General features: G+C 27.8%; 10 protein-coding genes. 1 reads left to right on the plus strand and 9 read right to left on the minus strand.

Features of this window, described 5'->3' with window-relative positions:
- Positions 1–7 precede the first annotated feature (7 nt).
- From C7U54_RS05710 to C7U54_RS05740, 7 genes are all read right to left on the minus strand, one after another.
- Positions 8–661, minus strand: coding sequence for a potassium channel family protein (locus C7U54_RS05710; RefSeq protein WP_107029599.1), 654 nt, complete (start codon positions 659–661; stop codon positions 8–10).
- A gap of 8 nt (positions 662–669) precedes the next feature.
- Positions 670–1,995: a TrkH family potassium uptake protein gene (locus tag C7U54_RS05715; protein WP_107029600.1), complete on the minus strand. Its 1,326-nt coding sequence runs from the start codon at positions 1,993–1,995 to the stop codon at positions 670–672.
- The gene (locus C7U54_RS05720) at positions 1,970–2,392 is read right to left on the minus strand and encodes a hypothetical protein (RefSeq protein ID WP_107029601.1); all 423 of its coding nucleotides are present in this window, start codon (positions 2,390–2,392) and stop codon (positions 1,970–1,972) included. The genes C7U54_RS05715 and C7U54_RS05720 overlap by 26 nt, the downstream gene beginning before the upstream one ends.
- Positions 2,393–2,505: 113 nt before the next feature.
- A complete protein-coding gene (locus C7U54_RS05725; protein ID WP_117574630.1) occupies positions 2,506–4,122 on the minus strand; it encodes a hypothetical protein in 1,617 nt (538 codons plus the stop codon).
- A gap of 5 nt (positions 4,123–4,127) precedes the next feature.
- The gene (locus C7U54_RS05730; protein ID WP_107029603.1) at positions 4,128–4,973 is read right to left on the minus strand and encodes an alpha/beta hydrolase; all 846 of its coding nucleotides are present in this window, start codon (positions 4,971–4,973) and stop codon (positions 4,128–4,130) included.
- Positions 4,970–5,716: a copper homeostasis protein CutC gene (locus C7U54_RS05735; protein ID WP_107029604.1), complete on the minus strand. Its 747-nt coding sequence runs from the start codon at positions 5,714–5,716 to the stop codon at positions 4,970–4,972. The genes C7U54_RS05730 and C7U54_RS05735 overlap by 4 nt, the downstream gene beginning before the upstream one ends.
- 201 nt (positions 5,717–5,917) lie before the next feature.
- Positions 5,918–12,673, minus strand: coding sequence for a glycoside hydrolase family 3 N-terminal domain-containing protein (locus C7U54_RS05740; protein WP_234697781.1), 6,756 nt, complete (start codon positions 12,671–12,673; stop codon positions 5,918–5,920).
- Positions 12,674–12,848: 175 nt separating this feature from the next.
- On the opposite strand from C7U54_RS05740, the gene C7U54_RS05745 reads away from it, so the two are divergent.
- Positions 12,849–13,547 (plus strand): GntR family transcriptional regulator, encoded by a 699-nt coding sequence (locus tag C7U54_RS05745; protein WP_107029606.1) that lies wholly within the window; start codon positions 12,849–12,851, stop codon positions 13,545–13,547.
- 37 nt (positions 13,548–13,584) lie between these two features.
- Here the strand turns inward: C7U54_RS05745 and C7U54_RS05750 are convergent, their stop codons facing one another.
- Both C7U54_RS05750 and C7U54_RS14690 read right to left on the minus strand, forming a co-directional pair.
- The gene (locus tag C7U54_RS05750) at positions 13,585–15,246 is read right to left on the minus strand and encodes a sensor domain-containing protein (protein ID WP_107029607.1); all 1,662 of its coding nucleotides are present in this window, start codon (positions 15,244–15,246) and stop codon (positions 13,585–13,587) included.
- Between the two features lie 134 nt (positions 15,247–15,380).
- Positions 15,381–15,684: hypothetical protein (locus C7U54_RS14690; RefSeq protein ID WP_396129916.1), on the minus strand; the 304-nt coding region annotated here is incomplete at its 5' end.

Consider the following 15,684-nt stretch of genomic DNA (forward strand, 5'->3'; position numbering starts at 1 on the left):
AAGATCATCATGACATACATTTTAGAATCATATCAACATCTTTTTTCTTTCCTATAACTAAAAGATGATCTTCTACATTAAAAACATAATCTACCGAAGGTAAAAAATCTGTTTTATTATCTTTTTTGATTCCTATGATATAAATATGAAAAGCTGCTCGAATATTAATTTGTTTAATTGTTTTTCCTAACCATTGACGTAATGCAGGAATTTCATAAATAGAATATTCATTATCCAATTCAACATAATCATACAAATTATCATTACTTACACGCACTGCTAATTTTTCAGCACTGTCACGATTAGGATAAATAACCTCATCCGCCCCATTTTTTAATAAAAATTTAGCGTGTATATCTCTTGTTGCTTGAGAAATAACATACTTGGCTCCTAATTCTTTGAGCAAACTTGTAATTTCCAAACTACTTTGGAAATTTGTTCCAATACAAACAAAACAAATATCAAAATTGGAAACACCAAAACTTTGTAAAACATCTTCGTTTGTACAGTCTCCTATTTTAATATTAGAAATTTCTCTTGTAAGATCTTCTAAACGTGATTCATCTTTATCTACAATCATAATTTCATTTCCTAATGCGTTCATATTTCTAGCAAGATGGTGTCCAAAACGACCCATTCCAATTATTAATACTGTTTTCATAAATCCTCCTAACCAATAGATATTTTTTCTACTGGATTTTTACAATTTGATATTTTCTTTTTCTTTGAAAGAGATAAAGCAAGTGTTAAACTTCCCACTCTTCCACAATACATTAATAAAATAATGGTTATTTTTGAAGTCATTGATAAGACACGTGTAATGCCCGTAGATATTCCTACTGTTCCTAATGCTGAAAATATTTCAAAAAAAGTGTCTTGCATCGGTAAATGAGGTTGATCATTAAAAATAATAAAAGAACTTATTATAATGAAGATAAAATTTATCAAAAAAACAGAACATGCTTTTTTGATTGTCTTACTATCAAATCTTCGATTAAAAGCATTAGCTTCACTTTTATTTGTCATAGTTGAATAAACAAAAATAATCAAGACTGCAAAAGTTGTTGTTTTAATACCACCTGCAGTTGAACCAGGACTTCCTCCCACAAACATCATTAACATCATTAATAAACTCGTTGCTGGTTTTAAATGAGAGACATCAATGGTATTAAAACCTGCTGTACGACATGTTATTGATTGAAAAAATGATGCTAGAATTGCTTCTTCACTGCTAAGTGATGCTAAAGCATGTTGATATTCAAAAATATAAAATAAAAAAGCACCACCAAAAATAAAGATAAAAGATGTAATTAAAACTATTTTTGTTTGTAATAAATAATTTCTAAAATGTAATTTCTTTTCGTATAAATCTTGCCAAACAACAAAACCTAATCCACCTATAATAATTAAAATCATAATTGTGATATTCACAACGATATTAGAAGCATAAGGTGTTAAAGAACCATACGGTTCTATTATACCTAATAAATCAAATCCCGCATTACAAAACGCTGAAACAGAATGAAATATACCCAAATAAATACCTTTCAATAAACCAAAGTCTTCTATAAACACCAAACTTAAAATAACAGCTCCAATACCTTCAAATAAAAATGTCCCTTTAATAATATGCTTAACAAGTTTAACCCCACCTGCTAATTTTAAAGAACTTACACTTTCTTCAATTAACCCTCTTTGTCTTAAACTAATCTTCTTTTTAAGATACGTAGCTAAAAAAACACCAATTGTAATAAATCCTAATCCACCTATTTGAATTAAAATTAAAATGACAATTTGTCCAAACAATGTCCAATGTGTCGCTGTATCATAAACTACTAATCCCGTAACACAAGTTGCACTTGTCGCTGTAAATAAAGCATCTAAAAAATCAGTATGATTACTAGAAATAGGTAATAAAAGTAAAAATGTTCCTACTAAAATAACAATCGCAAATCCTAAAGCAAGAATTTCAACATTCGTTCTTCTTTTGATCATATAAATTTTTTATAACCCTTTCTATATCTTCTTTTTTTTGAAAGATATCAATATTATCACTGTAAAGTTCTATATAGTTTTGTTCACCACATAAAGCATAAACATGGGTATTAAACATATCTCTTTGAATACGATAATTCATCAATAAATTATAATAATCATCCTGACAACAAAGAATCACATACTGATAACTTTGTTCAAATTGATAAATATCTTGTTTACTCATACACTTAATTTTTTTACTTTCATATTTTTTTATATCTTTATATTGATCTTCATAAATAACCAATACATCTGGATGTTCTATAGTATCTAATACATCATCTACTTTTATCATTTGTCGATAAATAATCACTAAAATACCAATCAAAACAACCACTAATAAATAATCTATCATAGTAATCCCCTCTTTTCCTTTATTATAAAATTAGAGGCATTAAGATAGTATTAAGATAAGTACCTATGCCATTAATAAAACATAAATAAAAAGGATCAAGATAATTCTTAATCCTACCAATAATCTCTTTGTTGATCTATGACTTCTAAAGTTTTCGTATTCACTAAATAAAAATCAACAAGACTTTGTGTACTACTTTTTGTTACGTATTTTTCTAAAACAATTTCATAATCTTCTTCATTATTTTTATATTTATTAAAAACAAGAGATAAAGTATATTCATCATTTGTACTTACAACTGCATACGGAAAACCTTTAGCATTAAATTGATAATCAAAACATGGATTTTCTAGTTTATTTTGAGATTTTAATAATTCGTATACTTTTTCAAAATATACTCTTTCTGGATCGTCTTCATTTGTTGTCGTTTGATTTTCATTAGTTATATTATTCGTAGTTATACTTTCTTCTTGATTTGTTTGTTCTGTTTGATTTTGTGACTCTTTGCTTATATCTTCATCGTCTGTTTGAGATTTAAATTGTTCTAAAGGATTTGAAGCTAAACGTAATATTAAATCTCTTTCATTAGAAAGATCATAAAGTCTTATAGCATTTTGTTTTTCTAAAATATAAATAAAGTAATAATTATTATTATATTTAAAGTAAAGCATATGATTATTAATTCTCTTTAATTTTAAAACTTCAGAAGAATAATTCTTTTTAAAATAAGCTTCATTATTTTCAAAAGATAAGCTATATTCTGTTGAAATATAAGTTCCCATATATGTTTGATTATTTATTTTTAAAAGTAATTGATCATTTTGATCTTCTTTTTCTAAAGAAATCACTTTTATTTTTTGATGATCTAAAATATAAAGAATACTTTGATAATTACCAACTTTTGCTTTACTAGAAACATGATTTATTTGTCTTTCAATTTTACCATAACCTTTAACATAATGACTATAAAGTATTAGCTTTTGATTTTGACATGTATAAGCCCTATTGTTATCTAAAAGATGAATATCATTTCCTACAACAAAAGGCAAAGCAATATATAAGATAATCAATCCTAAACCTACATAGAGACCAATTCCTTTTTTAAACTTCTTCGCTATAAAAAAGATAAACATGAATCCTAATACTATACTTATCATTTGTATAATAGGTATAAAAATAATTGAAAAAGAAATCATTTTTACATGATTTAAATAACTATAAATTCTTCCTAAAAGCAGATTTCCTAAACTGAGTGAAAAAAGCACAAAAGGAATAGTTAGAACAATAATAGATAATCTTGCTTTTTTTATATAGATTGGCTTTTTATTCTTTACAAATCGATTTAAATAATCATAAAGATTTTCATCTTTTTCTACAACAATCATATAATCTATAAAATTTAAAATAATCTCATCTTTTCCTATAACATAGTTTTGGAGATCTTTCATTTCTATAAATAGATTATTATAAAAGAAACGGTTGTTTTCATCAATATAAATAAGTTCAAAACCAAGTACTTTCTTCTTTTTCAACCTTAATGCACGAAACGAAGAGAGTAATAACAAAGTTGCAATAATAAATAAAATATAATACAACCATTTAAAATTATAACCTATAGATTCTATTGAAAACGCTAATAAAAACATGCATAAAAATAGTTTGCTTAATTGTTTATTCGTTTGTTGCTTTAAAATATTTTGGTATTCAAAATTCTTAATATGTAATTCCACAAACATCATCTCTTTTTACTATCTAAAAAGTTAATAATTGTTTGATAAACATCTTCATTATAAAAAATACTTCTACCATGATCTGCATCATGTACTCTTCCAAAAGTTACATCATAATGATACTCTTTTAATTTTTCATAGAGTTCAATACTTTGAGTAATAGGAACAACATGATCTTTATCCCCATGCAAAATAAGGAAAGGTGGTAAATTCATATTTTCTTTAAGATAAGTTATAGGTGATACTTCTATTAAAAGTTGATTGTCTAAAGATCCTAGAAAGTCAATTGCATTTCTTTCTTCTTTCCAATCATATTTACTATACCAATCATTAAAAGTCATAAAATTTGTAACTCCATATAAATCAATAATACCTTTGAATTCATATTTCTTTTGTAAAGCTATTAATAAAGCAATATGTCCTCCAGAAGAATCTCCACTTAAAAAGATATTATTAAAATCAATTGGATAATTTTGATAATGATCTTTTAAAAATGCGATTGCCTTTTCTACATCACTTATCTGTGTAGGATATTTATATTCTGGTGCTCCATGATATTGGATAATAGCATAAGCATAGCCTGTTTTAACAATTGGCATAAAATCAAAAATATGATCATTCATATCTTGTTGATACCATCCTGAACCTTGAATATGAATGACTAGAGGATATTTTTTTGTTTCATCTAAAATTGTATTTGGAAAAAGAAAACGTATCATACATCCTTGTTGATATTCAACATCTAACATTCTACATCTTAAATTTTCTTTATTTCCTTTTAATTCTAAAGCACCTTCTATTTCTTTAGTATATCTAGGAAATGTTTCATACGAATAATTTTCTACTTTCATTTTTGAATACTCCTTTCTATTTCTTCCACCAGTTCAATAGAAACAACATCATAATCATTTTCATGAGGAGCAGGTGCATAACTATAAGATACTTCATGTGTCTTTGTTGTTGGATCATTGATCCAATCTTTACAAGAACAATGCACTTGGTTGATTCCTGTATCATTCATCATTTCTCTGGCATTACTAGCATTTATACCACTTCCAGCTAATATTTCTATTTGTTTTCCATATTTTGTTTGTAAATCCTTTATAAGTTCTTTTCCATCCATTGCTTTTGGTTTTAAGCCACTTGTTAGAATACGATCTACTCCTAATTGAATTAATAATTCAATAGAAACATAAGGATCTTTTACACAATCAAAAGCTCTATGAAAAACAACTTCTCCTTGATATTCTTTAATTATATCAATCATTTCTTTTGTTTGTTTTTCATGAATTGTCCCATCTTCATTTAAACATCCAAAAGCAATTCCATCTGCACCATTTTCCAACAAACATCTCGCATCTTCTTTCATCACTTCAAATTCAATATCATTATAATAAAACCCAGCACCTCTTGGTCTTACCATTGTAATGACCTTTAAATTTGTATTCTTCTTTGTAAGTTTTAAAGAAGCTAAACTAGGTGTCAATCCTCCTAAATAAAGTGCACTATTTAATTCAATACGTTTTGCCTTTCCCTTATAAGCATTTAAAGCATCTTCATAACTTCCACAACATATTTCAACTAATCTTTCCATAAATATCTCCCTTATTTCATTATAACAAAAAAGAAGGTCAAAGTAACCTTCTATTTAAGATTCTTTAAATATTTCTCAATATCATTAAATGGTAAGATCACCTTAATAAAAAGGAACAACCTATTTTGATTGTTCCTTCATTAAATTTCTAGATTTCTCTAAACTGATATTTTCATTTATTACATTTCACATATTTTGAATTTAATGATTATATTTTCTTCTTTTTAAAACTATAAATCCTATACCAGCTAATAAAAGCATGCTCATCATTGTAACAAGTTGTGTATTATCTCCTGTTTTTGTTGATTTAACAACTTGACCAACAATTGTTTCTTGTCCACCATTTGAAGATGATAGTTGATTATCAGATGAAGAATCATTTGGTTTTGATACCGATGGAACATCCGGATTAGATGGTTCAACATCTGTTTTTACTTTCTTTACAATAACTTCTCTTGTAAATTCAACTTCATTACCAAGAGCATCTACTACACTATAAATAACTTGATAAGTTCCTTCTTTACTTGGATCAACATTATTATTTACAACTGTAAGTTTTGTTGTGATATCTGTACCATCAACATCATAAACTTTTACACCAGTTAATGGATCAAATTTATCACCTACTATAAATTCTTTTGAATCAATAACAAGTTTTGCTTTTTCAACAACTTTAATTGTAAATGTTTGAATTGCTTCATTACCAGCTTGATCACTTACAGTTACTGTAAGTGTATAAGTTCCTGCTTGATGACAATTATAATCACCACTGATTGTTAATTTATTTGATAAATCACCATCAATATCATCGATTGCTTTTAATTCTAATAAATCTTTAATATCAGTTTCATCATCTACATAAACAATAGCATCTTTACCAGTAATTTCTGGTTGTGTAACATCTTGTTTACCTTTAAATGTTAATTGAACATGACGATAATTAAATCCATCAATATCATCATAAATACGGATAAATTGTTTACCAGCTTCTAATCTAATTTCAATTGTATCGCTATCTTGATAGTTAGCCCATCCACCAGTATTTTTTAAAGTAACTTCTCCTAATTGAGTTGTTGTATTGCCATCAACTCTCATAACTACAGCTTTTGTATCACTACCACAATCATGACTATAATTAACTTTTAAATCATACAACCCTGCTGTTTTAACATCAACATAATAGTCTTGATAAGTACCTGCTGATCCAAACCCAATATTTTTAGTTGAAGAATCTTCAATTGCCCAACCAATTTCTTTTGAACCATCAACAACTTGATCAGCAGAAATTGTTGTTTTTCCATCTTTTGTATCATTAACTTCAATTACATCTGTTAATTTTTTTATTTGTAAATCTGTTAATTCAAAACCTGGATTATTTACTTCAAATCTTAAAGTTTGTTCACCAGCTTTTAAGTTTAACATTTGTGCATACCCTTGAGCATTTCCCCAATATTTACCAAAAGAAACACTACCTAAGTTATCTGTTGCTAGTCCTAAACCACCACTTAATTTTAAACCATTTTCAACAGCTTCATTATCTTTAACTTTATAAGTTAAAACATAGTTTCCTTCTTCTTCTATATTTAAGAAGAAATCTAAATAATCTCCTTTAGCACCATTTACTAAAGTACCTCTTTTACGATAAGCATCACTTTCATTTAATTTAACAGCTTCATCTTTTACATTAATGCTTTCTGGTAAACGATCTGTTTTTAATAATTTAATATTAGCAACTAAATCTAAATCACCTTCACTATAACCACTTGGTTTAACATTAATTGTTCCTGCAAAATCATCATAATTTGTATTTGTACGTTCTAATGTAACAGATACTTCTGTACCATCTTTATTTACTTTAACTTCACTTACTTTTACATATTGTGAAATTTCTTCACTTAAAGTTAAATCACTTGGTTTTATTTTTTGATTAAATTTACCACCTTTAATCTTTAAAACAAATGTATTACTATCAAAATCAAGATTACCAATATCTTCTAACACTTCTTCATCATCAACAGCTTCAATAACTGTTTGATCACTTAATAAGTAATCTTTATCTCCTACTTCTTTAGCATCGACTTCAACTTTTAAAGTACGATTACTATCATAATCTACAACTTCTTGTCCTTTTAAAGTAATTGTTACCTTAGTATCACTTACTCTATCTAAATCAAAATCTACACCTTGAGGTAAATCAATATGCCAATTATCTTTATTTAATTGTTCATTAAATTTACCATCCTTTAATTGAACTGTAATCTTTTGACCATTTAATTTTCCTTCTTTTAATGAATCATTTTCTAATTGGATATATGAACCAAATGATAATGATTTTAAATTAAATCCACCAGTATTTTTAGGAACAAACATAATTTTATGACTACCTTCTGGTAAATCAATAGCAACTGTTCCTGTTTTATAAGTACTAAAACTTCCTGTTGTTTCTAAAGTGCTTGATGTTGTTAAAACATTATCTACATAAACATCAAATTCAGCATCTTTTTCACCTTTAGCATATTCAAGTTTCATCTTATAATTGCCTGCTTTTTGAACATTGACTGTATATTCTAATTTGTCGCCATCATCAAAGAAGCCTACATTTTCATTATTTTCAGCAATAATATTTTCACCATAACTATAATCTAATGCATGAATATATCCTGGAACATTTAATACGTCTTTAGCTTTAGTAAATGTCAAAGCACCAACATCCATATTTCCTTGTGGTAAAGCTAATGTAAGTCTTTGTACACCTGCATTTAACTTCATTTGAATTTGAACGTTTCTTGTTGTGCTCCATGCATTCCAACTACTAGACCAAGTATCAAAACGTTTAGTAACTGTATGCCCAACTTCTTCATTATCTACTTTCAAAATAATTTGCTTATTATCAATATTACTATCAACAGATGGTCCACTTGTTGGTCCAATAGCATGAGGAATTGAAACATTATAAATTCCTGCTTCTTTAACATCAATTAAATAATCTGCCCATGCACCATCTTGAATATCTCCAAATCCAGAACCATCATCTTTAACTTTTAATTTATCATAGTTAATAGCATCTGTTGCTTTTAAAACACCTGGAATTTCATTTCCTTTAACTTCAGCTATAGATCCATCCCATACATAAGTTGCTACATTACCTGCAGGTAAAACCGCATTAAATTGTGTACCATTCATCATCACTTTAAATTTTTGATCAGCACCACTACGATTTGCTACAATCATAACAATTTTTCCTGTTTCAGGATCTTTAAATGCAACATTTGTAACAGTTGAACTACTTCCATTATTTGTATCAATACGTACATATCCTGGTTTTACATATTTAGTAAATTGAGACATGATATATACTTCAGGTGTAGCCCAATATCTTTGAGGATTATTTGCATCTTGTACAAATAATGTTGGATCAGGTGTTCCTACCCAATGATGAGTTGCAATATTACTATCTAACATTGTTACCCAACTATTATAGCTTTCAGAACCATTTCTTAACCAAGTGATAATATCATTAGCTCCACTTGTTCCCCAAACAGATCTTTCAGTTAAATTCATACTTAGCTGATCTTTGTAATCATCATAGAAAGATCCCATCGTTGAAGCATTTCCTCCATATGGATGGAAGGCAATACCATCAATATTATAATCATTTCCAGCTTCTTTAAAGAAATCTTTCATAAATTTATCAGCACCATCAAAGTTATGATCAAAAGCCCATAATTTAACATTCTTTTCTTGATCATTTAAAATTGTACTTTGTGCTAATTCTGATTTAATAGCTTTAGCAAGTTTAGCTTCTTGTGTTCCTGTCATTGCACAACTTGGATAGTTAATTTCAAGTAATGGTTCATTTTGAAGAGTCATTGCATAAATTGGAATACCTTGTTTTTTATACTCTTCAACAAAACGTACCATATATTTTGCTAAATCATTAATATAAGCATCATTTAATTTTCCACCTTTTAATAATAAATCATTATTTTCATATGATTTACTACTAGAAGTAGCTGTTTTCATCCATCCTGGTGGTGTCCAAGATGAAGCAAAGAATTTAAGATTATTTTCAACTCCTAATTCTTTAGCAATTGTCATCATTTCCTTAAGAACTTTAATAACACCATAATCTTGATCTTTTTGAATACTAAATCCTTTACCTGTTACATTATTCCAGTCTGGTTTTCCGTCTAATTCTTTACCAGTTCCATCATAATAAGTATAAAAATCTTGAGCTGTAAAATCAGATGTTCCAATTGTAACCCTCATTAAAGACATTCCCATACCATTAACAGGATCTAATAATCTTCTTAAAAATGCTTGACGGTTTTCATCACTCATTTTTAATAAATTATGAATTGTTGCTTCTTCAATAGAAGTTCCCATTCCTAAAACACTTTGATATGTTTTTTGATCATTAACAATAATTGTTGTTTGTGTAGAATCATCTGCTACACGTAAATCTAATGCATCTTTTGTCGCATTTTTATTAGAGATTTCAAATTCTCCTTTATACCATGACATGCTTTGAGAATTTTCTGAAGAAGACATACTTACTTCAACAGCACCTTCTTGTAACATTGCACCTGTTCCAACATTAGTTACTTCTTCAGGAACTACTGGTCCAACATAATCACCTGCTTTTTCAAATGTATAATAATCAAAATTGAAATCTTCATCACGTGCCACAAGTTTAAGTTCATGAACGCCTGCTTTTAAACTCACTAAGGCTTTCATCTCTTGAGCTGTAAATGTTGTCCAACTACCAGTTGAAACAACAGATGTATTTTTCTTTTCTAAAACTAATTCATCATCTAAGTATAATTCAAAGGCACCATCAATAGTTGATTCATATTGACGCGCTACTTGAACAGTTAATTTATAAGCTGCCTTTTCAGGTACTTTAATTTTATAAGTCATGTAACGACCATCTTGTAAATAACCTACAGTTGTACCATTATTTTCTAATTGAATACTACTATGTGCATCTACAAAATCTTCTGCTTCTAATTTTCCATTTGTTTTTCCTAAATCAACAACATTTGGATCATCTATTGTTGTAAAATTACCTGTTTTTTCTGCTTTCTTTAAACCATATCCTACTGGATATAAAACTTTACTTGTATCTGTATATTTACTTGTAATATCTTGAGGATACCAAGTCCATGTAATTGGATTTGTTCCCACAAAATCTTTATCACCTAATAATACATCAGCAACACCTTCACCTTCACTACCTGGAAGCCATGCATTAACAATTCCTTTAATATGTTGATCATTAACATAGTCAGCAATAGCAATAGGACGTCCTGTTGTTAAAACTAAAATAATTGGTGTATCAGGATGACTATTTTCAATTTGTTTAATTGTACTGATATCACTTGCTGGTAATTTTAATTGTCCAGCGCTTCTATCTCCACTACTTTCAGCATATGGATCTTCTCCTACAACAACAATTGCTGCGTCTACTTTTTTATCTGAATCTGTAAATACGCCATTAGCACTATAATTAACAGTACCACCCTTTTTATCCATGGCTGCCTTTAAACCACTGAAAATCGTTGTACCCTTTGTCGTATTTCCAGTTGCTCCTTGCCACGTAATTGTCCAGCCACCACATTGTTTACCAATATCATCGCCAGCACTTCCTGCAACCATTAAATTATCCATATTTTGTAATGCTTGCATAATAGTTTGATTATCTTTAACTATATCATTTTTTAATAATACCAATGATTCACTCACTGCTTGTCTTGCAAGTGAACGGTGTTCTTGACCACCAAATAATGCTTGTTCATCTGTATTAGCATAAGCCTTTGAAGAATCATCTAAAAGTCCAATATTTTCTTTAGCTGTTAAAATACGTGCTGTAGCATCATTCAATCGTTCTTCGCTAATTTTATTTTCATTAACTGCTTCTACTAATGCATTATATAAATTTTTCCAACGAGGTGTATCACCATCTTTTTCAGCTACCATCAACATATCAACACCAGCATTGATACATGCAATCGCTTTATCTTTATAAGATGATTGATTTTCAATTTGATCTAAACCATTATAATCACTAATAACAATACCTTCAAAACCTAATTTTTCTTTTAATAAAGTTGTAATAACGTCTTTATTTCCATGACATTTCTTACCATTAATACTATTATAAGAAACCATAATAGATTGAACGCCTTGATCAATTGCTTTTTTATATGGAGTAAGAATTTCTTTAACAATTTCATTATCCATATTCGCATTAATCAAGTCATTATAATCACTTTCACTCAATTCAACATTACCTTGATTAGTTCCATTCGTTGTTAAACCTTCACCTACATAATGTTTAGCAGTTGAAAGAGTTGTCCCATCTTTTTCAATTCCTTTAATATAAGCATTTCCTAAAGAGGTAACACGTTCTACATCATCACCAAAAGTTTCATAAGTACGTCCCCAACGTTCATTATGAGGAACTCCTAATGTTGGTGTAAATGTCCAATTGGCACCCATTGCTCTTACTTCGCTGGCTGTCGCATTACCTATATTTTCAACTAACTGTTGATTATTAGCTGCTGCTAAACCAATATTATGAGGATAGATTGTTGCTCCATATAAATTATTATTTCCATGAACAGCATCTATTCCATAAAGCAATGGAATACCTCCACTATTAATAACTGCTTGTTGATAACTATTTGCTGAATCTGCCCAATTTTTTAATTGGTTTCCTGATGATGGTGCAGCACCACCACCACTTAAAATTGAACCTATCTTGTATTCAGCAACTTCTTCTGGTGTAATCCAACGGGTATCCGTTTGGATCATTTGTGCAACTTTATCTGTAGAGCTCATATTATTGATTATATTTTGAACTCTTTGCGATATCGTTGTCTTTGCATCGACTCTAACAATTGAAGCTACAACCATTAAAGCCACTAGTAATACTTTCAATATCCTTTTCATCATATCCCCCTCCAAATTCATTGGTACAAATTTATTATATACCTACATTTATATGCTGTAAAGCGCTTTCGCACAAAAAATAGAATCTTTCTAATTTATACCAATAAATTATCATTAATAAAAAACAAGGATATTGTGAAAAAAAAACATTATGTTATAATTATGCATGGGTGATTACATGTTAAAATATGAAATGATCGTTAATGATCTTCAAAAGAGAATAATGAACGAAGAATTTGAAGAAAACCACAAATTACCTACTGAAGAAAAACTAATAGAAGAATATAAAGTTAGTCGTAATACAATTCGTAATGCAATTAAAATACTAACAAATTTAGGTATTGTTTATTCAGTTCAGGGAAATGGAATGTTTGTTCGTGCACCTAAAAAAAAGGGAACAGTCTATTTAAATTCAACACGAGGTGTTACAACAGATAATCCTGGTAATAAAATTATTAACAAGTTATTAGATATTCAAGTGATTGAAACCGATGAAAAGCTTAGTCAGCAAATGAATTGTAAGCTTGGAACTCCTGTTTATTATCTAAAAAGATTACGTATTGTCGATGGTGTTCCATATGCTTTAGAAAGAACTTATTATAATAAAGATATTGTTCCTTATTTAGGTAAGGAAATAGCTGAAGGATCTATTTTTAGATATTTAAAAGATGATTTAAAATTATCTTTTGGTTTTGCTGATAAATATTTAACTGCTATTAAATTGAGCAAAGAAGATGCTCAATTATTAAATCTTAATGAAAATGATCCAGCTATTATGATTAACGACAATATTCACTTATCTAATGGGCTCCTATTTAATACTTCAAATATTATTTATAATTACCAAACAACTAACTTCTATAGTGTTGCACAATAATTTTATACATTAAAAAAGGAAATAATCTCAACTGAGACTATTTCCTTTTTTTCTTTAAATATTCCTCAATCTCATTAAATGGTAATGGTTTACTAAAATAATATCCTTGAATATAATCACATCCCATTTCCAATATTTTATCTAATTCCTCTTGTGTCTCAATTCCTTCTATACACATTTTAACATCTACACTATGTGCCATATCAATCATATGTTTAAGTAACATATTTTCATATTGATTTGCTAATGCATTTTTCATTAATCCGCGATCAACTTTAATACAGTCAGGTTTTAAATTATATAAGTAATGAAAATTAGAATACCCTGTTCCAAAATCATCAAGTGCTAAAAGAATTCCATTTTCTTTTAAACGATTACAGAAACTTACAAAGAAACGATCAGATTCAATAAAACCACTTTCTGTAAGTTCAATAACTAATCTATTTTGATCTACATTATATTTTTTAATAATATTTAAAATATCTCTTAAAACAACAGATTTAGATACTTGTATATAAGAAATATTGACATTTACTTTTAAACCAGGTGCCCACTTTTGTAAAGCTAAACAAGCTTGAATAGACTTTTCTAAAACCCATTTACCAACAGGGATAATTAATCCACTTTTTTCAAGTAAAGGAATAAATTCTTGAGGAGAAACTTTTCCAAAATCAGAACATTCAAAACGTAATAAAGCTTCTAAATTTTCTACTTTATTTTCTTTTATATTAATAATTGGTTGAAAATAAACATCAAATCCTTCATAAGCGTGATCTATTGCTTGATGTAAATATCTTATTAATGAAGATTCTCTTTGAAATTTTTGATAATCTTCATCTAAAAAAATATTATATGTATTTTTACCACTTTCTTTGGCTTTATTTAAAGCAAATTCAGTCCATTTCATGATTTCAGTATAGCTTGCTGTAGGATGACTACAAAAATCTAATATTCCTGCTGAAATTGTATAATAGATTTCATAATTCATAGATTCAATAAAATTGATTGTACTTTCTTGAATTTGTTGGTAAAGGCAAATTGCATCATCTTTTGTACCAAATAAATCTAAGATAATAAATTCATCAGAAACTATTCTATAAAGTGATTGATGTTCATTTAAAAATTCTTTTATATACTTACCTGTTTGTTTTAAAACTTCATCTCCAAATTTTAAACCATAATTTTCATTAATGTTTTTAAAATCATCTATTCCTAATCTTAAAACAAATCCCGTATGAAAATCATCATCTATAGGATAAATAATCGTCTTAAAACTTTCTTCCCCTAATAAACCACTTACATTATCAGCGTATTGTTTCTTACCTATTTCATTAATACACCCTATAATATATTTTACTTCATTATCTTCACAAATAACTGTACCTCTACAATTAATCCAAACAGGTATACTTTCTTTATTTAACCATCTATATTGCATATTATGAAAATCTTTTTCTTTAGATAAAATTTTATTTAAATCAGATAAAAGTAATTCATAATCTTTATAATAAACAATTTTTTTAAATTCATTTAATGGATTTTTAAAATAATAATTTTCCATTTTAAATCTTGTAGCTGCATGTGGCGAAATAAAATATTCATTTTTTTCAACATCTAGAATATATAAATAATCATCTACACAATAATCCAAAGAAACAATTATTTTTTTATAAATTTCTTTCTTTTCTTGAAAAGTCATATGTACCTACTCCCTATCATTATAATTTTAATACCCCCCCCCCGATAATTTCAACACTTTTTGACATTTATTGCAAATTTTTTATAATAAATAAAAATTGTATGATAAATATACATACAACTTTTTTAATTATTCTATGATTTAAAATATTTTTCTATCTCTTTCACTTCATCTTCAGGTATATCTAAAAATTGAATAGCTTCTTTAAATGACATTTTTAGCTTTATCATTAGTTTTCTTATATTTTTAATTCTTTCATTTTGTGTTCCTTGTTCTATTCCTTTTTCAACACCTATTCCAATTCCTTTATTTAAATATTCTTTTTCTAGTATATTTGCATAATCACACACTTCCCTGACCTCCTTTTCTATTTCTTTAAATCCATATTCTTTCATGATTCTTATTTTTCCTTGATAATCTAATATATTATTCAAGAAT

Origin of the sequence: Faecalibacillus intestinalis, assembly GCF_003024685.1 — a bacterium.
Taxonomy (GTDB): domain Bacteria; phylum Bacillota_I; class Bacilli_A; order Erysipelotrichales; family Coprobacillaceae; genus Faecalibacillus; species Faecalibacillus intestinalis.